This is a genomic window from Flavobacterium sp. (genome assembly GCF_040402955.1).
Taxonomy (GTDB): domain Bacteria; phylum Bacteroidota; class Bacteroidia; order Flavobacteriales; family Flavobacteriaceae; genus Flavobacterium.
This window is the reverse complement of sequence record NZ_JBBALQ010000002.1, coordinates 190,265-212,233: the sequence shown is the minus strand read 5'-3', so window position 1 is coordinate 212,233 and position 21,969 is coordinate 190,265. Positions and strand designations below refer to the sequence as shown.

The 21,969-nt window shown below is 32.5% G+C and carries 20 protein-coding genes and 2 tRNA genes; 7 read left to right on the top strand and 15 right to left on the bottom strand.

Features of this window, described 5'->3' with window-relative positions:
• Together ABWP78_RS02125 and ABWP78_RS02120 are read right to left on the bottom strand one after the other, a co-directional pair.
• A complete protein-coding gene (locus ABWP78_RS02125) occupies positions 1-2,070 on the bottom strand; it encodes an Ig-like domain-containing protein (RefSeq protein WP_353168485.1) in 2,070 nt (689 codons plus the stop codon).
• Between the two features lie 32 nt (positions 2,071-2,102).
• Positions 2,103-2,636: an RNA methyltransferase gene (locus tag ABWP78_RS02120; protein ID WP_353168483.1), complete on the bottom strand. Its 534-nt coding sequence runs from the start codon at positions 2,634-2,636 to the stop codon at positions 2,103-2,105.
• Positions 2,637-2,944: 308 nt separating this feature from the next.
• Between ABWP78_RS02120 and mutS the strand changes: the two genes are divergently transcribed.
• From mutS to ABWP78_RS02100, 4 genes are all read left to right on the top strand, one after another.
• Positions 2,945-5,512 (top strand): DNA mismatch repair protein MutS, encoded by a 2,568-nt coding sequence (gene mutS, locus ABWP78_RS02115; protein WP_353168556.1) that lies wholly within the window; start codon positions 2,945-2,947, stop codon positions 5,510-5,512.
• A gap of 136 nt (positions 5,513-5,648) precedes the next feature.
• Positions 5,649-5,721 (top strand) — tRNA-Gly (locus ABWP78_RS02110).
• A 107-nt stretch (positions 5,722-5,828) separates the two neighbouring features.
• Positions 5,829-5,914, top strand: a tRNA-Leu gene (locus ABWP78_RS02105).
• Positions 5,915-5,988: 74 nt separating this feature from the next.
• Positions 5,989-6,354: a DUF1508 domain-containing protein gene (locus ABWP78_RS02100; protein WP_353168482.1), complete on the top strand. Its 366-nt coding sequence runs from the start codon at positions 5,989-5,991 to the stop codon at positions 6,352-6,354.
• A gap of 266 nt (positions 6,355-6,620) precedes the next feature.
• Here ABWP78_RS02100 and ABWP78_RS02095 read toward each other — a convergent pair whose 3' ends face one another.
• From ABWP78_RS02095 to ABWP78_RS02070, 6 genes are all read right to left on the bottom strand, one after another.
• The gene (locus tag ABWP78_RS02095; RefSeq protein ID WP_353168481.1) at positions 6,621-6,833 is read right to left on the bottom strand and encodes a hypothetical protein; all 213 of its coding nucleotides are present in this window, start codon (positions 6,831-6,833) and stop codon (positions 6,621-6,623) included.
• 138 nt (positions 6,834-6,971) lie between these two features.
• Positions 6,972-9,137: a S46 family peptidase gene (locus ABWP78_RS02090; protein WP_353168479.1), complete on the bottom strand. Its 2,166-nt coding sequence runs from the start codon at positions 9,135-9,137 to the stop codon at positions 6,972-6,974.
• Between the two features lie 4 nt (positions 9,138-9,141).
• Entirely contained in the window at positions 9,142-9,480 is a 339-nt protein-coding gene (locus tag ABWP78_RS02085; protein ID WP_353168476.1) for a HepT-like ribonuclease domain-containing protein, read from the bottom strand.
• The gene (locus tag ABWP78_RS02080; protein ID WP_353168474.1) at positions 9,470-9,778 is read right to left on the bottom strand and encodes a nucleotidyltransferase family protein; all 309 of its coding nucleotides are present in this window, start codon (positions 9,776-9,778) and stop codon (positions 9,470-9,472) included. Before ABWP78_RS02080 ends, ABWP78_RS02085 begins: the two co-directional genes overlap by 11 nt.
• Positions 9,779-9,784: 6 nt before the next feature.
• Positions 9,785-10,234 carry a GNAT family N-acetyltransferase gene (locus ABWP78_RS02075; RefSeq protein WP_353168472.1) on the bottom strand — a complete coding sequence of 150 codons (450 nt, stop codon included), beginning with the start codon at positions 10,232-10,234 and terminating at the stop codon, positions 9,785-9,787.
• Between the two features lie 2 nt (positions 10,235-10,236).
• Entirely contained in the window at positions 10,237-11,487 is a 1,251-nt protein-coding gene (locus ABWP78_RS02070) for a 3-deoxy-D-manno-octulosonic acid transferase (protein ID WP_353168471.1), read from the bottom strand.
• A 270-nt stretch (positions 11,488-11,757) separates the two neighbouring features.
• Between ABWP78_RS02070 and ABWP78_RS02065 the strand changes: the two genes are divergently transcribed.
• Both ABWP78_RS02065 and galE read left to right on the top strand, forming a co-directional pair.
• Positions 11,758-12,885, top strand: coding sequence for a DegT/DnrJ/EryC1/StrS family aminotransferase (locus tag ABWP78_RS02065; protein ID WP_353168469.1), 1,128 nt, complete (start codon positions 11,758-11,760; stop codon positions 12,883-12,885).
• A 70-nt stretch (positions 12,886-12,955) separates the two neighbouring features.
• Entirely contained in the window at positions 12,956-13,969 is a 1,014-nt protein-coding gene (gene galE / locus ABWP78_RS02060; protein ID WP_353168467.1) for a UDP-glucose 4-epimerase GalE, read from the top strand.
• Here the strand turns inward: galE and ABWP78_RS02055 are convergent.
• Both ABWP78_RS02055 and fabD read right to left on the bottom strand, forming a co-directional pair.
• Entirely contained in the window at positions 13,966-14,643 is a 678-nt protein-coding gene (locus ABWP78_RS02055) for a peptidoglycan DD-metalloendopeptidase family protein (RefSeq protein ID WP_353168464.1), read from the bottom strand. The genes galE and ABWP78_RS02055 overlap by 4 nt on opposite strands.
• A 78-nt stretch (positions 14,644-14,721) precedes the next feature.
• On the bottom strand, positions 14,722-15,594 hold the full coding sequence (fabD, locus tag ABWP78_RS02050; RefSeq protein ID WP_353168462.1) for an ACP S-malonyltransferase: 873 nt from the start codon (positions 15,592-15,594) through the stop codon (positions 14,722-14,724).
• A 228-nt stretch (positions 15,595-15,822) separates the two neighbouring features.
• Between fabD and ABWP78_RS02045 the strand changes: the two genes are divergently transcribed.
• Positions 15,823-17,451 carry a hypothetical protein gene (locus tag ABWP78_RS02045; protein WP_353168460.1) on the top strand — a complete coding sequence of 543 codons (1,629 nt, stop codon included), beginning with the start codon at positions 15,823-15,825 and terminating at the stop codon, positions 17,449-17,451.
• Positions 17,452-17,499: 48 nt separating this feature from the next.
• Here ABWP78_RS02045 and ABWP78_RS02040 read toward each other — a convergent pair whose 3' ends face one another.
• The 5 genes from ABWP78_RS02040 to purT form a co-directional block, all read right to left on the bottom strand.
• The gene (locus tag ABWP78_RS02040; RefSeq protein ID WP_353168459.1) at positions 17,500-17,712 is read right to left on the bottom strand and encodes a putative antibiotic biosynthesis monooxygenase; all 213 of its coding nucleotides are present in this window, start codon (positions 17,710-17,712) and stop codon (positions 17,500-17,502) included.
• A 1-nt stretch (position 17,713) separates the two neighbouring features.
• Complete coding sequence (locus tag ABWP78_RS02035; protein WP_353168456.1) at positions 17,714-18,427, bottom strand: pirin family protein; 714 nt, start codon at positions 18,425-18,427, stop codon at positions 17,714-17,716.
• Positions 18,428-18,435: 8 nt separating this feature from the next.
• On the bottom strand, positions 18,436-18,765 hold the full coding sequence (locus ABWP78_RS02030) for a DUF6370 family protein (protein ID WP_353168454.1): 330 nt from the start codon (positions 18,763-18,765) through the stop codon (positions 18,436-18,438).
• Between the two features lie 15 nt (positions 18,766-18,780).
• Positions 18,781-20,646, bottom strand: coding sequence for a peptidase U32 family protein (locus ABWP78_RS02025; protein ID WP_353168452.1), 1,866 nt, complete (start codon positions 20,644-20,646; stop codon positions 18,781-18,783).
• 148 nt (positions 20,647-20,794) lie between these two features.
• A complete protein-coding gene (gene purT, locus ABWP78_RS02020) occupies positions 20,795-21,964 on the bottom strand; it encodes a formate-dependent phosphoribosylglycinamide formyltransferase (RefSeq protein ID WP_353168449.1) in 1,170 nt (389 codons plus the stop codon).
• Positions 21,965-21,969: the final 5 nt, after the last annotated feature.

Sequence of the window (21,969 nt, the reverse complement as noted above, 5' to 3'; positions counted from 1 at the left end):
TTATCTTTTTAGTGAAAAATGACCTTTTACTTCTGAGGTAGTATTCCCCAAATTAGCCACAAACCAATAATCTGAAGAAGGAACACTTTCACCATTTAATCTTCCATCCCAATGGGGATTTTTAGTAGTTAAAACCGTAATTAGTTGTCCATATCTATCGAAAATTGCGATTCTTGCATCTGGAAATAGGTTCATCCCGTTTATTTTCCAATAATCGTTAAATCCATCCGCATTTGGTGTAAAAAACGTTGGATAATCAATCACCACAAAATCTTCATAATCGTAACCACAATTTGTTCCTATTTCTTTGACATAACAAGTATAAACTCCGCCTACAATAAAATTGAAAATTGGAGAACTTTGAAAATGGATATTATCTAAAGAATATTCATAAATTCCTGTTCCTGTTATACTTATTTCGGCAGTTAATCCTTCTACTTTTATAAAAATAATTTCTGGTGCTGTATTTTCAATAACGGTAAAATTCTTCGTTAAATTGCAATTTAGTGGTGTTGTTATTACTACAGAATACGTTTCTGCAAAACCAACTGCGCAATTTTGAGTGGTTGCTCCTGTAGACCATAAATAAGTACCCCCTGAAATTCCAGATTGGAGCGTAACAGTGGTGTTCTCACAAAAAATGATCGTTTCGTCAACAACAGTTGGAGCTGTAACAACCTGAACTGGAATTGCTAATCTATTAGATAGACAACCATTGCTAATGGCTTCAATATAATAAGTTGTAGATGTGCTTAAGTTAGGTGTCGGAAAAGTAGTTCCTGTAAATATTGGCGTCGAACTTGTATTGGAATCATACCAATTAATAACACCTATGGTAGTACTTGCCTGCAAGATGGTATTTGTGTTTTGACAAACAGGATTTGGAGTTGTAAAACCAATTACTGGCACGGGCTTAATTGTAGCTGTGACTTGCACTCTATTTCCTAAAGCACACCCTACAGGAAAAGCATCTACATAATAATCAGTAGTCGCATTTAAAACAGGGGTATTGAATGAATTTCCTATAAAAATCGGGGTCCCTCCAGTTGGAGTAGTGTACCAATTAATAGCACCAACACTTGCAATATTTGATGTGGCTTGTAGGGATACTGAACCACTTCCGCATCTTGTAGCATTTGCTGTATTAGTAATAATCGGGATAGTAATACTAGTAGTTGTGGAAATTTGTAAAACAGGATCGCCAGGCATCCCTCCATATTCTACAATATAGCCTTTTGGTTGGTAATCCCCACTGGATGCACCAAAATTAGTCATATCATTCCAAGATCCAGGTTGTCCTACAACTGGTGCAGTAACATGAGCATAATCTTCATCACCTTGGTTGTTAGGTTCATTTGTGTTCCAAAAAGCAAAATTTGGAGAACTCCCATTTATACCGCCATTCCAAAAGGTTGTTCCTAATTCTGGACCTGTAACCCATTTCCAAACACCTTCATTCACTTCGTCTGAACCACCAATCCATCCGGCTCCAGTAACCTGAACACCAGATATTTGAACTTCTTCAACAGTAGTAATTGTAGCCAAATAACCTTGTAAACCATAATAAGTTGATGCAGCAGCTGCATTTTTAGCATTTGTCCAACTAATCCCAGTATTAGGAATATATTGATAGTAATGATCTGTAGATTCTAAATAATTTGCTTGCCCGACTGTAATAGAAAAAATACGTTGTCCGCTTGGACTAACTGCTGAATTTGTAAAGACAACCGATTCAATAGCGGTTATAAATTGCAAATAAGTAGGATTGCCACTTACACCACTTAAGGTTAATTTTCCTTCTGTTGCATTCCAAGAAGAAGTTATCGTAGGATGAATTCCGGTTAAAGTTAGCACATCTTGTCCAAAAACATAGCCAGACGAAATTTGAATGTACATAGCCGCAATTCCAACATCGTCAGGATCTGTAATCGACATATTAGTGACAATTGGCAAAGAAGTTTGAGGGCAATATATTTGATTTCCAGTTGCTTGTAACACAGGGGCTACATTTTGAGCAATTGCATTAGAAATTAAAAAAACCGAAATAAATGTTGTAATAATTTTATTCATCTTTCAAAGGTACTATAAGAAGGTAAAAATTATTAGTTTTTTAACATTTTTTGAAATAAATCCCAAATTACAATTCCAGCACTTACTGAAATATTCAAAGAGTGTTTGCTTCCCAATTGTGGAATTTCTATAACCCCATCAGAAGTATTAATAGCTTCTTGAGAAACACCTTTGACTTCATTGCCAAAAATTAATGCATATTTTGTTTCCTGTTCTGGTTGAAAATCATCTAACATAATTGCATTTTCGGTTTGTTCTATAGCATAAATTTTGATGTTTTCCGATTTTAATTTCGCTACAACTTCTAAAACCTCTTTCGCATATTCCCAAGTTACTGTATCTGTTGCGCCCAAAGCCGTTTTATGAATTTCCTTATTTGGTGGAACAGCCGTAATACCACATAAATAGATTTTTTCAATCAAAAATGCATCGGAAGTTCTAAAAACAGAACCAATATTATGCAGACTTCTAATATCGTCTAACACAATAATTAATGGTGTTTTTTTTGCTTCCGCAAATGCTTCTTTACTTATTCGATTTAATTCGGCGTTGACTAATTTTCTCATCTTACAAAAGTAATAATAATGTTCAGTTTTTCAATATGTCAATTTGCCAATTTTGAAAAAGCTATACAGATTTAAAAGGTGAAACGGATTTTTGACATACTTGTTTTTCAACGCAGATTGGAGAAATTTCTAAAATTTATCTAATTTTTTAGATCTGTATTCCAAACTTTTCAACTTAAAATTAAATTTTGAGATTCTAATTGCTATTGAATTTTGAATTTACTAACTTCGCCTTCACTAAATTTTACGTTGTGGCTAAGAAATCAGCATCCGAAATAAAAGATTCTACTCCAAAAGTATCTCCATTAATGCAGCAATACAATACCATTAAGGCAAAATACCCTGATGCGTGTTTGTTGTTTCGCGTGGGCGATTTTTATGAAACATTCGGTGATGACGCCATTCGAGCTTCTAGAATTTTAGGGATAACTTTGACCAAACGTGGAAATGGAAGTGAAAGTGAAACCGCTTTAGCCGGATTTCCGCATCATTCTATTAATACGTATTTACCAAAATTAGTCAAAGCGGGACTACGAGTTGCCATTTGTGATCAATTGGAAGATCCGAAAATGACAAAAACTATTGTAAAACGAGGCGTTACCGAATTAGTTACTCCTGGAGTTTCATTTAACGATGATATTTTACAATCGAAATCTAATAATTTTTTAGCGGCTGTATTTTTAGGTAAAAAAACCAATGGAATTACTTTTTTAGATGTTTCAACAGGTGAATTTTTAACCGCTGAAGGAAACGAAGAATACATTGACAAGTTGCTTCAAAATTTCAGACCAAGTGAAGTCTTAGTTTCAAAACAACAAAAGGCAGATTTCAAACAGCATTTTGGCGAAGATTTTCACGTGTTTTACTTAGAAGATTGGATTTATAAAGAAGATTTTGCTTTTGAAAGCTTAACCAAACATTTTCAAACGAATTCATTAAAAGGTTTTGGTATAGATGATTTCAATGAAGCCGTGATTTCTTCAGGTGCGATTTTATATTATCTATCAGAAACGCAACACAATAAAATTCAACATATTACAAACATTCAACGAATTGCAGAAGACGCTTATGTTTGGATGGACAAATTCACAATTCGTAATTTAGAATTATATCTTAGTTACAATCCTAATGCAGTAACTTTAATTGATGTGATTGATAAAACGCTTTCGCCAATGGGTTCGCGTTTGCTGAAACGTTGGTTGGCATTGCCGTTGAAAGACATCAATAAAATTAAAGGCCGACACGAAGTGGTAGCGTATTTAAAAGAAAATTCAGAAGAATTACACCAAATTCAACATCAGATAAAACAAATTTCCGATTTAGAACGTTTAATTTCAAAAGTAGCTACTGGAAAAGTTTCCCCAAGAGAAGTCATTCACTTAAAAGATTCGTTAGAGGCTATTATTCCGATTAAAACGTTGGCTTTACAATCCAAAAATGAAGCATTAAAAACCATTGGCGATAGTTTGCATTCTTGCGAATTGTTACGAGAAAAAATAGGAACAACTTTAAATCCTGATGCGCCAGTAGCCATTAACAAAGGAAATGCAATTGCAGTTGGAGTAAACACAGAATTAGATGAATTACGAACCATTTCTTCAACAGGAAAAGGCTTTTTAGAAGCGTTGGAAAAACGCGAAAGCGAGACTACAGGAATTCCATCTTTAAAAATCTCGTTTAATTCTGTTTTCGGATATTATATTGAAGTACGAAATACACATAAAGATAAAGTGCCTTCAGAATGGATTAGAAAGCAAACTTTAGTTAATGCAGAACGATATATTACAGAAGAATTAAAAGAATATGAATCGAAAATTTTAGGAGCAGAAGATAAAATTTCGCAACTAGAAAGCATGCTGTACGAACAATTGGTCAATTGGATGGCAACATATATCAAACCCGTTCAGTTAAATGCCGCATTAATCGCTCAAATAGATTGTTTACAAAGTTTTGCACAAATGGCAGTTGAGAATAAATATGTGCAACCTGAAATAGATGAATCATTTGATTTAGAAATTAAAGAAGGACGTCATCCAGTAATTGAAAAACAACTTCCGGTAGGAACGCCTTATATATCAAACGATGTTTTTTTAGATAGAGACACCCAGCAATTAATTATGATAACCGGACCAAATATGTCTGGAAAATCGGCAATTTTAAGACAAACTGCTTTGATTGTATTACTGGCACAAATGGGAAGTTTTGTTCCTGCAGCACAAGTAAGAATGGGTGTTGTAGATAAGATTTTTACACGTGTGGGCGCAAGCGATAACATTTCGATGGGAGAATCTACTTTTATGGTAGAAATGAATGAAACCGCTTCTATTTTGAACAATATTTCCGAAAGAAGTTTGGTGTTATTAGACGAGATTGGAAGAGGAACCTCAACATATGACGGTATTTCAATCGCTTGGGCTATTGCCGAATATTTACACGAACACCCAAGTAAGTCAAAAACGCTTTTCGCTACTCATTATCACGAATTAAATGAAATGGAAGCGATTTTTACGCGTGTCCAAAATTTTAATGTTTCTGTAAAAGAATTAAAAGATACCGTCTTATTTATTAGAAAATTAGTAAAAGGAGGAAGCGAACATAGTTTTGGTATTCACGTAGCAAAAATGGCAGGAATGCCACAAACGGTAATTCAGAAAGCACAAAAAATATTAAAAAAATTAGAAAAAGACCATTCCGGAGAGGTTTTAAACGGAATAAGAGCCGAAAAAGAGGAATTGCAATTGAGTTTTTTCAATTTAGATGATCCTTTATTAGAAGAACTTAAAGAGGAAATTATGAATATTGATATCAATACGTTAACGCCTGTTGAAGCATTAATGAAATTGAATGAAATAAAAAGAATGTTAACGAAAAAATAAAATTAATATAACTTTTTCACTTTCAAATCATTAAAAAAAAGATTAGATATTTTTAGTAAAACTACTTGTGAGAATAAAAATATATATTATATTTGCACTCGCATTACGAAAGAAATGCACACGTTCCTTAAAAATTGCGAAAATAGCTCAGCTGGTAGAGCGCGACCTTGCCAAGGTCGAGGTCGCGGGTTCGAGCCCCGTTTTTCGCTCAATAGTATAAAAATACCAATTGTTGTGTTTACACAATAAAATGCTTGAGAATAACTTTAATAATTTTTTTCTAAAAATTAGCAAAAAAAATTCAAAAAGCAGGCATGCTTGAGTGGTGGAATTGGTAGACACGCTGGACTTAAAATCCAGTGGGTAGTAATGCCCGTGCGGGTTCAAGTCCCGCCTTGAGTACTAAAAGCTTCAAACTATGTTTGGAGCTTTTTTTGTTTAAAATAATATTAAACTATTATTATATCTTATATAAAATGGCAACCTTTGTAATAAGCAAAAAACCTAGCGGACATTACAAATACGAATTAACTTCTCGTAGAGGAAAAACCATTTTTATTAGCAATGCTTTTGAATTACGATTTGAATGTGAAGAGGAAATTGAAGTACTAAAAAAATCCATAGAACAATTGTTTTTTATGCGATTTCGTTCGCCGGCAGGGAAATTTTACTTTAAAATTATTTTAAACGATAAAGAAGTCGCTGTTAGCAGAAAGTATTCTACCCAATTAATGTTAGAAAAAGGTATCAATGAAATTTTAAAATATGGTGCAAAAGCCGAATATTTAGATTTTTCAATGTCGCATGAAATTTTTCCTCCAGCAGAAGATGTTTTCGGCTAACTGATACTTGTTTCGCAGAGATTCACAAAGAAACACCGAGATTTGCGAAGCATTTCATCCCATCAACTTTTCACAACGTTTGTTAGCCTGAAAGGGTCTCACGCAATCTAATTCACGTGTTAGTAGTAAAAAGAAGCTTTCAGCATTACAAGTATACGCGCAAGTATTTTAATTTATCAAGCAACTCAATTAAATTCGTTCACTTTTGAGCAAAAAAAATCCCGACTAAGTCGGGATTGATCTCTTTTCGAAAAGAAGGTCAAATATTATTTTTTAACTTCTTCTTTAACTTCTTCAGTTTTTGTAGCAGCGCTATCTGTTTTCACAGCAGCAGTGTCAGCAACAACAGCAGTAGTATCAGCTACAACAGCAGTAGTATCTACAGCAGTTGAGTCAGCAGCTGGAGTTTCATCAGCTTTTTTGTTACAAGAAACTAATACGGCAGCAACGAATGCTAAACTTAAAACAACTTTTTTCATCTTAATTTTGTTATAAAGGTTAATTATTTATGAAGCAAAGATATAAAAAAAATTAAATGACAAATACTTTTTTTAACTTTTTTTAAAATATTTTTCAATTCTTTTATAAAATCGGGTGTTACAACTAGATGCAATAGTCTATTTTCCTTTATTTTTCAATGTATTCGGTTGATTATAAATAATTTTCATTTCTTCAATTAAATTTTTAGCTCCAGCATATTTATCTATAATAAATAGAATATATCGAGTATCTACCATAATATTTCTACAAATTTCTGGAGAATAATACACATCACTCATCGTACCTTCCCAAACTCTGTCAAAATTCAATCCAATTAGGTTTCCATTAGCATCTAAAGCTGGACTTCCAGAATTTCCTCCTGTAGTGTGGTTTGTAGCAATAAAAGCCACGGGCATTTTACCATTATCACCATATTTACCAAACTCTTTTGCAGTATACAAATCGATTAATTTTTGTGGTACGTCAAATTCATAATCTCCAGGAACATATTTTTCCATCACTCCATCTAAATACGTAAACGGAGAATACACAACCGCGTCGCTTGGCTTGTAACCTTTTACTTTTCCGTAGGTTACACGCAAAGTAGAATTAGCATCAGGGAAAATTCTCGCCGATTTTGGACTTAACTCTAAAATGGCTTTCATATAAGTGCGTTGCGTAGCCATATTTTTCAAGTTAATTTCGTCATATTTTTGCGCCACATTTTTATTATATGTGTCTGCAAGGGTTTTTACAAAAGCAAAACCTTTATCTTGATTTAATCGTTCTATAACCGTTTTGGCATCTCCAGACAATAGTTCTTTTAAACCAATATAAGACGTTAACTTAGACAACTTAAAAATTTCAGTTGCTAATTGAGTCGCATCAATTCCTTTTACACTTTCAGGTAAAAACTGTTGCGGCGATTTTTTACTATAAATAGCTATTAATTTTTCGAATACTTTTTCATCAACTTGTGCATTAAAATCTTTGTATAAAGGCTCAAATGCTTCAATTAAATTCTTTTTTCTATCATTAAATGCTTGTTCACCTTTTGAATTATACACTTGCTCTAATTGAAACAAACGGTATCCAAAAGATAAAATTTCGGTATTTCTTAAAACTACTTCGGTATAATAATCTCTTGCAATAGCATACTCTTTAATAGCAGCGTAATTTGTTGCAAAATCAGATAATAAATTTCCATATTCTGCTTGTTTTCCAGCTTTGATAATTTTATCAGTTAAGTCTTTTTCAAAAACTTGCTTTGCACCAACTGCATTGGCTTTAATTAAACCTTTGCGCTCACCTATCCATTTTTTCCAATAATTGGCTACTCCGGCATATTTTGAAGCATATTGAATTTTAATTGCTTGGTCTTTTCTCATAAAACCATCTTGAACTTTTAAAGCCGCATCACGCACTTCAATTCGAGCTGGGTTTAAATCGTTTACCATTTGCTCGACAGCATAAGAAGGTAAATATTCTGTAGTTCTTCCCGGATAACCCATTACCATTGTAAAATCGTTTTCTTGGATTCCTTTTGCAGAAACCGGAAAAAAGTGTTTAGGCGTGTAAGGCACATTGTCTTTTGAATACGCTGCTGGACGATTATTTTTATCCGCATAAACTCTGAACAAAGAAAAATCTCCAGTATGACGAGGCCAAACCCAATTGTCAGTATCCGAACCAAATTTCCCAATAGAACTAGGCGGTGCACCTACTAACCGAATGTCTTTAAAATTTTCTGTAACGAATAATAAATATTGATTGCCATCATAAAAAGAGCGTACTAAAACATCTTGCCAAGCTTCTCTTACATACGATTTGTTCAATGCTGCAATATTTTCTTGAATTTTCTTCTGCTTTTCTAATTCTGAAGTTAAAGCTGCTACCCCTTCAAATACTTTTGTGGTTACATCATCAATTTTCACAATAAAAGTAACTACCACTCCAGGATTTGGAAGTTCTTCTTCCATTTTATAAGCCCAAAATCCGTTGGCTAAATAATCGTGTTCCACTGTAGAATGATTTTGTATATTATCATATCCACAATGATGATTGGTTAATAACAAGCCTTTAGAAGAAATCATTTCAGCTGTACAACCACCATCAAATTGAGGAACGGCATCTTTTAAAGATGATGTATTTATAGAATAAATTTGTTCCGCTGTAAGTTTAGAACCTAAAGCTTTCATTTCGTTCTCATTCATACCTTGTAACAAAGATGGAATCCACATACCACCTTGTTGGGCTTGAGTTTGAACAATAAATAATAGTAAAAATAGTTTTATAAGTTTCATAAATTTAGTGAATTATATTTGTTATTTCTTTTTTTAATTGAGGAAGATGATTTGTTTTAATTGCCCAAACAATGGAATCATCAATGGAATCATAAGCGTGAACTAATCTGTTTCTAAAATTAATAATTTCTTTTGAAAAAATTAAAGTTGGTTGCTTTTCCAATTTATTTTTGTCGTATTTATTAGCTGCTTCGCCAACAATTGCCAATTGTCTTTCAACAGCACTTTTGGTTTTTAAATCATTTACATAATCAGTAAAATCAATACAATTCTGTAAAAACTGATCAATTAACTCAATGGCATTTAAAATATCATATAAATATTTATTGGAATTATGCTGCATAAATTAATTTCTTTGATTTTTCAATTTCTGATTTCAATATTGGGTTTTTAATAGAATTTGAAGATAATAAATCAACTTTTTTATGAAACAACAATTCCAATTCCGACCATAATTGCATTAAATGCTCCCCTTTTTCCACAGGGTTTTCAAAGTCAATATCTACAATTAAATCAACATCACTTTTTGAATTATTAAAATCGTCTCTTAAAACCGAACCAAAAGCAAATAATAATTTTACGTTATGTTTTACACATAATGCAATTAATTTTTCTTTAATATTTTCATTTTCAAAAATCATAATTAATTAATTTTTCAATTTGTATTTTAATATTTTGCGATTATGCACTTCGAAATCGTTTGCAATATACAAATTTTGTGCGTTTTCATTATGTGTTTCTACTTCTAAATAAAGCATTTTAACATTTAATTGGAAACTTTCGTGTTGCACAAACTTAACAGCTTGCTTGCCAAATCCTTTACCTTGATGGTCGCTTTTTATGTATAATTCGTCTAAAAAAGCTAATATTCCTTTGTATTCAAAGCTAAAAATAAATGTTAGAATAACATAACCAACGATTTCCTCATCATCAAATATTAACCACGCTTTCCCCAAATTGGGTTGTGAAAGAAACATTTCAAAAAGTTGTTTAGATTTGTCAACATCCATTGGATAATTGTCTATTGCATAAAAATCTTGCATCATAGAAACGATGGAATCAATTTGACTTTTTTGTAAATTTTGAAATGTTATCATTTTTAGAATACTGCTTTTAATATTCTATCCGTCGCACCTTTATTCATTTGCACAAAAGTACTACAAATGTGTCCTTTTTCTAATCGTTCTTCCTCGTTTTGTAGTAACAAGTTGAACGCATCATTTAATTCTGATTGATTTTTTATAGAAATACAACCATTTAAACCAACTAAAGCTATCGCTTCTGCAAAATGCGAATAATTTGGCCCAATCACAATTGGAATTCCAAAAGTAGCCGGTTCTAAAAGGTTATGCACACCCGGATTTCCAAAACCACCACCAACGTAGGCAATATCTGCATAAGAATAAATCTTAGTTAAAATTCCGATTGTATCAATAATAAAAACTTGAAAATCTGCTAATTTGTCTTGCTGAACTTGTTTCAGCATCTCCTCTTTTTCAGAAAATAATAGTGTTTTCTTTGAAATTTTAGATTTGAGATTTAAAATTTGATTATGATTTATATTATGTGGTGCAATAATAAATTTTACGTTTTGAGGTGCCGATTCAATATATTGAATTAATAATTCTTCATCTTTTGACCAGCTACTTCCAATAACAATTGTAGTTTGATTGTTTTTAAATTGTTCGATAAAATCTAACGTATTGTCTTTTTCTAAAATCGCCACTACCCTATCAAAACGGGTATCTCCAGAAATTTTAACGTTTTCAAAACCTATAGACTGTAATAATTTTTTTGAGTTTTCATTCTGTACAAAAAAATAAGTAAATGTTTTCAGTGCCTTTCTATAAAATCCGCCATACCATTTAAAAAAGAGTTGCTTTTCGCGAAAAATTCCTGAAATTAAATAAGTTTTAATATTTTGATTTTTAAGTTCCTTAAGATAATTAGGCCAAAATTCGTACTTAATAAAAAACACCATTTCCGGATGCACTACTTTTAAAAATTGTTTGGCATTAGAAATCGTATCCAAAGGCAAATAAACCGTGACATCTGCAACGGTATTGTTTTTTCGAACTTCATAACCTGAAGGGGAAAAAAATGTAATTATTATTTTATGATTTGGATACTTTTGTTTGACTTTTTCAATAACTGGCAAACCTTGTTCGTATTCTCCCAGAGAGGCTGCGTGAAACCAAATCGTTTTATCAAATTCTTGAATATTATTTTTAAAAGTTTCAAAAACTGATTTTCTTCCTTCTACAAACAAGTTCAATTTCGGACTAAAAAGCGCCAAAAGTTTTAAAATTAGTTTGGCAAAAAGAATAATTAAATTATATATTTGGTACATATTTTATATTTACACATCAAAAATACAAATGTTTAATTTAATTATGACTTTATGAAACCATTTTACAAAAAACTTTTATTTTTCTTTGTTGGATTAACAACATTTTCTATAATTTCAAGTTATTTTTTGTTTGAAAACGAATCAATTTCAAAAATTCTATTTAGATCTTTTTTTAGTTCTTTGCTTTCTTGTTTAATTCTATATATTTTTGAAAGAAAAAAGCAAACTTCAAATGATAATTCGTAATTTAGTGACCTGAAAAATTCAATTATGAAAAAATTACAAATGGTTGACTTAAAAAGTCAATATGAAAAAATAAAAGACGAAGTAAATGCGTCTATTCAAGAGGTTTTAGATACAAATACTTATATAAATGGTCCTTTAGTTCACCAATTTCAGGCTGATTTAGAAAAATATTTAGGCGCAAAACACGTAATTCCTTGTGCAAACGGAACCGATGCCTTGCAAATTGCGATGATGGGATTGGGTTTACAACCTGGTGATGAAGTAATTACAGCTGATTTTACTTTTGCGGCAACGGTTGAAGTTATCGCTTTATTGCAATTGACACCAGTTTTGGTGGATGTAGATATGAATAATATGAATATTTCATTAGAAGGTATTCGTAAAGCCATTACTCCAAAAACAAAAGCCATTGTTCCTGTACACTTATTTGGTCGTGCTGCGAATATGGATGCGATTATGGAAATTGCCAACGCACATAATTTATATGTAATTGAAGATAATGCACAAGCAATTGGAGCAGATTATACTTCTAACGACGGCTCTAAAAAGAAAGTAGGAACCATTGGACACGTAGCTGCCACTTCTTTTTTTCCATCTAAAAACTTAGGTTGTTACGGCGATGGTGGTGCGATTTATACCAACGATGACAATTTAGCACACATTATTAGAGGAATTGTAAATCACGGAATGTATGAAAGATATCATCACGATGTGGTTGGTGTAAATTCTCGATTAGATAGTATTCAAGCAGGCGTTTTAAAAGCAAAGTTACCGCATTTAGACAAGTATAACAGTGCACGTCAAGATGCCGCAAGAAAATATTCACTTGCATTAGGTATAAATAAAAATATCGTAGCACCAACTATTTGCGAAAGTTGCGATTGTCACGTATTTCATCAATATGTAATACGAATTACCAATGGAAAACGCGATGGATTATTAGCGCATTTACAAGAAAAAGGTATTCCTTGTGCTATTTATTATCCAATTCCATTACATAGTCAGAAAGCGTATGCAGATACTCGTTATAAAGAAGAAGATTTTCCAGTAACCAATCAGTTATGTAAAGAAGTTATTGCGTTACCTATGCACACGGAATTAGACGATGAACAAATTAAATTTATTACCGACACGGTTTTAGAATACGTTTAAATTAGTTTTCAGTTTATGCTTTCAGTAGTTTAGCTGTTAGCTATTAGCTGTTAGCCATAAGCTAAAAAATATGAAAATAGTAGTTACTGGAGGATTGGGTTTTATTGGATCGCATACCGTAGTAGAATTGCAGAATGAAGGTTATGAAGTAATTGTAGTTGATAATTTATCAAATTCTTCTACGGATGTTTTAAATGGTATCGAACGAATTACTGGTAAAAAACCAATTTTTGAATCTATCGATTTACGAGAAAAAGCGGCTGTTCAAAATTTCTTTGCAACATATACTGATATTTCTGGAGTAATTCATTTTGCAGCAAGTAAAGCCGTGGGTGAAAGTGTTGAAAATCCGTTATTATATTACGAAAACAATATTAGTGCCTTAATTTATGTTTTGCAAGAACTTACTAAATTACCGGCTGCAAATTTAATTTTTAGTTCTTCTTGTACCGTTTACGGTCAAGCCGAAAAAATGCCGATTACAGAAGATGCACCAATTCAAACCGCTATGTCGCCCTACGGAAATACAAAGCAAATTGGTGAAGAAATTATTACCGACACCTCAAAAGTAAGTGCATTAAATGCTATTTTATTGCGTTATTTTAATCCGATTGGTTCCCATCAATCGGCTGAAATTGGCGAATTACCTTTAGGTATACCTCAAAATTTAGTGCCATTTATTACACAAACCGCTATGGGGTTACGAAAAGAACTTTCCGTTTACGGAAATGATTATCCCACATCTGACGGAACAGCGGTTAGAGATTACATTCATGTAGTCGATTTAGCAAAAGCACATGTTATTGCCATGCAGCGTTTGTTGAACAAAAAAAATATAGATTCTGTTGAAACTTTTAATTTAGGAACTGGAAAAGGAAGTTCGGTTTTAGAAGTCATTCAATCTTTTGAAAAAGTTACTGGACAAAAACTAAATTATAAAATTGTAGGAAGACGAGAAGGCGATATTACAGAAGCTTATGCTAATACAGACAAGGCAAACGCCGTTTTAGGTTGGAAAGCGCAATCGTCTTTAGAAGAAGCTTTAGCGAGTGCGTGGAAATGGGAATTAAAGATAAGAAGTTAAATTATTTTTAACAATAAATTTGGATTAGGACAGTTATTCTTATAAAATTCAAGCTTTTTTTCAGAACAAACACCAGGGTAATCTCCAGTTTTTTCTTCCATATCTATGATGATTTGAAAATGCAAATGTGGTGCATAATCGCCATTAATGGGTGGCAATCCTAAAGTAGCAATTTGTTCTCCTATATTTACTACTTCGCCCACTTTTTTACCAATCAAACTAGCTTCACTTAAATGACCATAAAGAGTATGGAAAACAAAACCTTGTATTTCGTGCTCTAAAATTATTGTTGGACCATAATCTCCCAAAGCTGTATTGTTTTGAAAGCTATGAATTTTTCCAGCTAAAGCAGCATGAATCGTTGCCGCTTCATTAATCCATAAATCCAATCCAATGTGAATGTTACGTTCATCCGTGATTTCATTTTTAAAAACAGCACTCCTTTTATATAAGTTTCTTATTTCAATATAGCCGCCAAATGCAATTTCCCCTTTATTTTTATTTAAATATTTTTGAATAAAAATTTCGTAGTCACTTGCGGTTTCTAATTTATGATTGTGTAATTCAAGGTTCGAAACAGATAAGTCTAAAGGTATGTAATCCTTATAATCAATATTGGGAGCGATTACTTTTGCCGCTTCAATTGAACTGAATATTTCAATTATTTTTATCATACGTTTTTTCTTGATATTCAAAGATAAAAAATCCTCATAAATTTCTTTATGAGGATTGTAATTTTGATTTTAATATAATTAAGCCGAAATAGTTTCTACTTCTCTATCAATTTTATTTACCAATCCAACCAATACTTTTCCCGGTCCAACTTCTGTAAAACTTGAAGCCCCATCAGCAATCATTTGATTTACAGATTGTGTCCATTTTACGGGTGCTGTTAATTGAATAATTAAATTTTTCTTAATTTCATTAGGATCAGAAACCGCGCTCGCTGTTACATTTTGATACACCGGACAAATAGGCGTTGAAAAATGTGTCGCTTTAATCGCTGCCGCTAATTCTTCACTTGCTGGCTCCATCATTGGTGAATGAAAAGCACCTCCAACAGGTAAAATTAAAGCGCGTTTGGCTCCAGCTTCTTTCATTTTTTCGCAAGCTACTTCTACTGCTTTATATTCGCCTGAAATTACCAATTGCCCTGGACAATTATAATTTGCCGCTACTACAACGCCATCAATAGAAGCACAAATGTCTTCAACAATTTTATCTTCTAAATTTAATACAGCCGCCATAGTCGACGGTGTAATTTCACAAGCTTTTTGCATCGCCAAAGCTCTTTTAGAAACTAATAAAAGTGCGTCTTCAAAAGATAAAGCACCATTGGCAACTAACGCAGAAAATTCACCTAATGAATGACCCGCAACCATTTCTGGTTTAAAATTATCTAAGGTTTTTGCTAAAATTACCGAATGTAAAAAAACCGCTGGTTGTGTCACCTTGGTTTCTTTTAACTCTTCCGCAGTTCCTTCAAACATAATATCTGTAATTCGGAAACCTAAAATATCGTTCGCTTTTTCAAATAATTCTTTTGCTAAAGCTGATGTTTCATATAAATCTTTACCCATACCAGTAAATTGCGCTCCTTGACCAGGAAAAATGTAAGCTTTCATATTTATTTGTTTCAAGTTTATTGTGCTACGTAAAACACATAGACACATAGTTTATAGTTTAATTTTAAATGGTATACAAGAACACATAGCTAAGATTTATTTATTGATTTAGAAACCAATCGATTTAAAATCTATGTGCCTATGTGTTTAAAAAAAACAAAAATACTTATTTTGTAACAATCTTATCAAATTAATGACTAATATTTACAACATCTAAATTAAATTAAAATGAAAAAAATTCTTCCAATAGTACTAGTGCTACTAGTAACGCTTTTCTTTTTTTATGTAACACTTCCTGTAATAAGTTATGGTTTTTCAGGAATAACTGTTTTATTTATAATAATCGCAGCCTTATTATTTTTTACTTTTTCTAAATTCACAATTAGTTCAGATGGAAAAAGTTACAAACCAGTTCAGGTTTTTTGGAAGATTCCAGCTTTATTAATTGGTATTGCAATTATATACTCATTTGTATTGCCTTTTTTTACTTCGCACCCTGTTTTTAGAAATGAAGAGTATAGAAACTTGATTGGAAAAGTAACAAATGGCGATAAATTAACCAATCATATTGCTCCAATTTCTATGAATGAAATTCGAGTTGTAGATGAATCTTTAGCGTATTTATTAGGTGAAAAAATATTGGGAAGTCAACCAGCATTGGGAAGTCAAGCGCAATTAGGTGAATTTTTTATTCAAAAAGTAAACGGAAAATTATATTGGATTGCCCCATTAGAACATTCAGGATTTTTTAAATGGTTGAATAACAAAAAAGGAACAACAGGATATGTTATGGTTTCTGCTACGAATGAAAGAGATGTAAAATTAGTACAAGAAGTAAATGGAAAACCCATTTTTTTAAAATACCAACAAGAGGCTTATTTTCAAAGCAATTTACATCGCTATTTATATTTTAACGGATATAATACAGTTGGTTTAACTGATTTTTCTTTCGAAATCGACGATACAGGAATGCCTTTTTGGGTGGTTACTAAATACAAAAAACAAGTGGGCTTTTCTGGAAATGATGCCACAGGCGTTGTTGTGGTAAATGCTCAAAACGGAGATATTAAAGAATACGGCATTAAAAACACTCCGACTTGGGTAGATAGAATTCAACCGATTTCATTTATTAAAGATCAATTAAACGATTGGGGCGAATATGTAAAAGGGTATTGGAATTTTTCTAATGAAAACAAGCTCCAAATTACGGAAGATTTAACTTTAGTGTATGGAAAAGATAATAAATCATATTGGTATACGGGAATTACTTCGGTGGGAAAAGACGAATCTGCTGTAGGATTTGTTTTAGTTGACACTCGAACTAAACATACTACATTTTACAAACAAAGTGGCGCTACAGAAATTGCAGCTCAAAGTTCAGCACAAGGAAAAGTACAAGAAAAAGGATTTGTGGCTTCGTTGCCTATTCCGTATAACATTAACAACATTCCGACTTATGTAATGACGTTAAAAGATAATGGCGGATTAGTAAAAATGTATGCTATGGTTTCTATTTCAGATTATACGATTGTTGGTACTGGAAACACTATGCGAGAAGCATTAACAGCATACAAAACGGCATTTAATTCATCTGGAAATAAAATAAATTTAGATAGTAAATCGGCTAAAAAAGTTATAGAATCAACTATTATTAGAATTCAAAACGATGTGAAAAACGGAAATAGTTTTTATTATTTTACAGTAAAAGATTATCCAAATATTTTTGTTGGTTCTTCACAAATATCAAATCAATTACCATTAACTGTTGTTGGTGATAAGGTAAAAATTTCATTTGATTTAGATACTGAAGAAATTATTGATGTTTCACAATTTGAAAATTTAAATTTGAAAAAGTAAAATTAAAAAAGGGAAGTTTCTAAATTGAAATTTCCCTTTTTTTATCTTTTATCTATGAAGCCAATTTCCTAAAAGTTTTCTCAAGAAAGGAAGTAAAATAAAAACCATTAACGGAACTAAAATTCCAGTCATTAGTAAAGTTTTTAATGGTAAAGGCCAACTTTTTATTGCATCTCCAATTATATAGCTAACTAAAGTTATTGTAGGATAGATTGCTAACCATACCACTATTGCGAATTTCCATTTGGGTGGTTGTTTCATATTATTCCATTGGAATTTCCATTAATAAAAACTTCGCATCAATTGTGGCTGTAAATTCCAATTTTTTAAAATTCCAAATTCCAAAACCATCTCGGGTTTCTAATTCTTGACCATTAACCGTAATTGTACCTGAAATCACAAACACATACAAGCCATTTCCAGCTTTTTTTATTTCGTATGTTTTAGAAAAATCTTTTTCAAAATCCGCTAAATGAAACCAGGCATCTTGATGAATCCATACGCCTTCATCCTCTTCGTTTGGCGATAAAATTTGAGCAAAATTATTTTTTTGTTTGGCAACATCTAATGTAATTTGTTGGTAACGAGGTGTTACGTTTCTCGTTTTTGGGAATAACCAAATTTGAAATAATTTTGTTTGTAAATCAGCATTCGGGTTGAACTCACTATGTTGAATTCCAGTTCCAGCACTCATAACTTGGACATCGCCCGTTTTGATAATAGATTCATTTCCCATACTATCTTTATGTGCCAAATCGCCTTCCAATGGAATGGTGATAATCTCCATATTATCGTGTGGATGCGTGCCAAAACCCATTCCTGCTGCAACTGTGTCGTCATTTAAAACGCGCAACACTCCAAATTGTACCCTTTCAGGATTGTACCAGTTTGCAAAACTGAAACTATGGTAGGCATTTAACCAACCGTGATTGGCGTGACCTCTTGTGTTTGCTTTATGTAAAACTGTATTTTCCATAGATTTTTCTATAATTTAGGTAGCTGTATGGGCATTAATTTAAAATACGTTACAATAAATAAATTATCTTTTATTTCTCCAACAACTTCTGCCTTTCTTATGCAGGTACAAAATCCATCTTTGTCGTGGGCATCGCCATGAGAATCAATTGAAGTTCCTTTTACAAAATAAGATTTACCTTCAATTCTTACAGCTAAATCGCAACCTTTTTCTTCCATTCCAAATTGACATTGGCCACAGGATGCTTCTACAATTTGAATTTTCGAAGTTTCATTTTTTTCTTGTGCAAAAATAATTGTGCTGTTACATATCAATAAAAACAATAGTAATTTTTTCATAGTTACGGTATTAAATTAATCTTCCTCTTCAATTTCAAATTCGGCATCTTTTTCCCAAATTTCCATTTCGCAAGGTTTACAATTGAATTTTAGTTTGTATTCTAATTCGCCTTGTTTTAAAACCAAAGGTTCTTTTACTTTTTTATCTCGATGTTCTGGATGGTATTTTGGGCAGCGTTCTAACTCGTATTTAATACAATATTTGGTAGTCATAACACGAGATTTTCCCGGATCCCATTGTAATTCGAATGCTTTTTCAATTTCAGTTACTCCGTGACGTTCGTAAAATTTTCGAGCCGTTTTATTAGAAACATTGTACATAAAATCCAATTTTGTTTCCGGATAAGAATGTGATGTTTTTACCATTTGATGCTCTTTTCGAACATAATTATTTAAACGAATTTCCGATAATTGTTCGAAAACGGTTCTTCGCATTTCGTTTATTTTCGATATTGGTAAAAACCAATTTTGAGAAAATTCAATCGTAATTTCATCGGCATTATAGGGTGTGAAACCAGTTTTTGCCAAATTAACTTTGAAATTTTCTGCAATGGATTCGTTATTTTTTGTAATTTCTTTTTGGTGAACCAATTTAGAAATACTTACATTACCATCCTCATCGGTAGCAATTAATTCAAAACCTAATTCGTTTTCTTTAAGTACTAAAGTCGTGCTTATTTTTCTTATCGCACTATCTTCTCTTTCTACGATTTTAATGAAAGCGGCGTCGTTATTTCTGTAAATGAACGTCCCTTCAGCAATTTCTTTTAATACATTTGGATATACAAAACCATTTTCGGCACGATTTACGTAAATTCCTTCTGCTTCATTATCAGAATTAATAAAACACAATCCGTCTCCATTATTTAGTAACGCTCCGTTTTCAATTTCGTAGGAATTTCCAACCGTTTTGATTAATTTCCCAATATATTGTCCTTTTGATTTTGGACTTTCCCAAGAACCAATCGCCTGATGTCTTTCATTTACGAAATAATCGGTATAGCCACGATTAAAACTTCTATCTAAAGAAGAATCGAATAGAAAAGTACATTTTCCAGACGAAGCTTTGGTATATTTTTCGGGATTTTCAGCTAAGAAAGCATCTAATTTTTGTCGTAAATAGGAAACATTGTTTTTTACATATACAATATCTTTCAAACGCCCTTCAATTTTAAAAGACGAAATTCCTGCTTCAACTAAATTTGGAATTTGATTGGAAACATCAAAATCTTTTATAGAAAGTAAATGACTGTTTTTTATTAATGTATCGCCATTTCCATCAATTAAATTATAAGGTAAACGGCAATTTTGCGCACAAGAACCTCTATTTGCTGAACGTTCACCGTTTGCCACACTCATGTAGCAATTTCCGCTAAACGAAACACATAAAGCACCTGTTACAAAAAACTCTAATTCTACATCAGACGCTTCGCTGATTTCTTTAATTTGACTTAAATTTAATTCTCTAGCTAAAACGACACGCTTGATTCCGGCATCGGCTAAGAATTTAATTTTATCTGCATCCCGATTATTGGCTTGTGTACTGGCGTGAAGTACAATCGGCGGTAATTCCATTTCCATAATTGCCATATCTTGAATAATCAAGGCATCGACATGTATATGGTACAATTTCCAAATCATTTGACGACAAGATTCTAATTCATTATCGTACAAAATGGTATTAATAACCACAAAAACTTGTGCATTAAATAAGTGTGCGTATTTAACCAATTCGGCAATGTCTTCAATAGAATTGGTAGCATTGGATCGGGCACCATACAAAGGCGCGCCAATGTAAACGGCATCTGCCCCTGAATTGATAGCAGCTATTCCTTGTATTAAATCTTTAGCTGGTGCTAAAATTTCAATCTTTTTCTTCATTTATGAAACTTGTATTTTGTTTATATCTGAATTAAGCGGTTTTGGTGATTTTACTTCACATCTTCTGGGACCACAACCCATACGCTTTGGCCCGCACGAAGCTAAGAACAAGCAACCAAAAACAAGTAGTATTATTTTTTTCATTTTCTTAAATGTTTACTGTTACTAAAGTAGCTATTTTTTTTGCTCTATCAACAATTTCTTCCACTGGTGTATCCAATTTATCATAATTTAACACCACGCCCATTCTTCTGTAAGGTCGAGACGTTGGTTTTCCAAAAAGTCTGAAATCTGTTTTAGGTTGAAACGCTACGTTTTCAATTCCAGAAAAAGTGGGATTATTAGAATCTCCTGAAGCTAAAATTACTGCGCTTGCTCCTGCTCTTTCTTGTGTAATTTCGAAAATTGGTAAACTTAAAATAGCACGTAAATGCAATTCAAATTCGTTAAAATTTTGCGTATTGGCTAATGTTACCATACCTGTATCGTGAGGTCTTGGAGATAATTCTGAGAAATATACTCCCTCATTAGTTAAGAAAAATTCTACTCCAAAAAGTCCTGCACCACCTAAAGCTTCAGTTACTTTTTTTGCCATTTCTTGTGCTTCCAAAATATCTGCTTCTGAAACTTGGGCTGGTTGCCAACTTTCCTGGTAATCACCTCGTTCTTGTCGGTGACCAATTGGTGCACAAAAAAGAGTGGGCAAATTATTATTTTGAGTTACCGTTAAAAGCGTTATTTCCGAATGAAAATTTACAAATGCTTCTACAATTACTTCTACAATATCGCCACGTGAACCTTCAACTGCATAGTTCCAAGCTTTTTCAATGTCTTCATTTGATTTTATTGTAGATTGACCTTTTCCAGATGAACTCATTAATGGTTTAACGACACAAGGCATTCCTACTTCGGTAACTGATTTTTGTAATTCTTCGAAAGAAGTAGCATATCGATAATTAGCCGTTTTTAAACCTAATTCTTTCGCTGCTAAGTCTCGAATGGCTTTTCTGTTCATTGTAAAATTAGCTGCCTTTGCTGATGGCACTACAGTAATTCCTTGTTTTTCATAGTCATAAAAGCGCTCAGTACGAATGGCTTCTATTTCAGGTACAATAAAATCAGGTTGGTGCTTGGCTATAATTCTGTCTAATTCGCAGCCATCAAGCATATTGATTACCTCAAAACCGTGAGCAACTTGCATTGCTGGTGCGTTTTCGTAACTATCTACAGCAATTACGGTTTGTCCGATTCGTTGTGCGGCAATTACAAATTCTTTTCCAAGTTCACCAGAACCTAATAGAAGTATTTTTTTATTCATAAGAT